Annotated in this window: 1 protein-coding gene; it reads right to left on the bottom strand. The window is 45.9% G+C overall.

Annotation, left to right across the window (positions count from 1 at the left end; genetic code table 11):
• The coding region (locus AAGF08_RS20370; protein ID WP_343513295.1) for a triple tyrosine motif-containing protein at positions 1-964 on the bottom strand (964 nt) is incomplete at both ends.

Raw genomic sequence — 964 nt, 5'->3', positions numbered from 1 at the left:
ACAAAATTGAGCGGGTTTTTAATCTCGTGGGCAATGCCAGCGGTGAGCTGGCCAAGGGAGGCGAGTTTTTCCTGTTGGATGAGTTGGGATTGTGTCGATTTTAGGCTCTCCAGCGAGTGTTCCAGTTCATCAGATTTTTGCTTCAACTCAGCGGTTCTTTCTTCTACCTTCACCTGCAATACTTCTTTCTCCTGCCGCAATCTTCTTTCTCTCCAAAGGCTAAATATGCGTAAGGCCATCAAAAACAGGAAGGCATAGATCACATACGCCCACCAGGTTTGCCACCAGGGGGGAAGAATGGTAAAGGTATATTCAAACGGCTCGCTCCATTGGCGGCTTTTGCCTATGGCTCTGATTTGAAAGGTGTAGGTGCCATGGGGCAGGTTGCGATAGTCTGCTTTGGCTTCCTGTGTGGGATTGCTCCAATTATCATTGAGGCCCAGCATACGGTGGCTGTACTGTATTTTATGCGGCGCTTCCCAGTCTATGGCTGCAAAGTGAAAGGTAAGGTAGTTTTTTTGGTGGGCGAGTTCCAGATTCAAAGGATAATTCTCAAAAGCCTGAACGCCTGAAAAAATAAGCTCCTTCTTTAAACTACCAGGTATGTTCCTGTAATCGATAAACTGTTCGTTAATATCCAGTTGCTTCAGGGAAATTACCGGTGGGTTTAGGGCAGTGGTCTGTTGGTTCATATCCAGCATGCTTACCCCTTTTTCCATGCCCAACCAAAGGCGGTTTTTACTATCCAAATACAGGACGTCTAAGGAAAAACGCATATCCTTTAATCCATCACTCTTGCCGTAGCCAAGCGGTGAAAGATAAGTCTGATCTCCTGCATACCCTTTATGGGTCTTATCATCTATATCACCATTTACAGGCTTAGGACGCAATCCAAGTTTGATTAGCCCATAACCTGTACCTAGCCAAATGTTTCCGTGTTGGTCTTCCAGTGTTGAGTTGACGA

The sequence above is a fragment of the Algoriphagus sp. SE2 genome (assembly GCF_039563885.1).
GTDB lineage: Bacteria > Bacteroidota > Bacteroidia > Cytophagales > Cyclobacteriaceae > Algoriphagus.
This window is presented reverse-complemented; position numbering and strand designations above follow the sequence as displayed.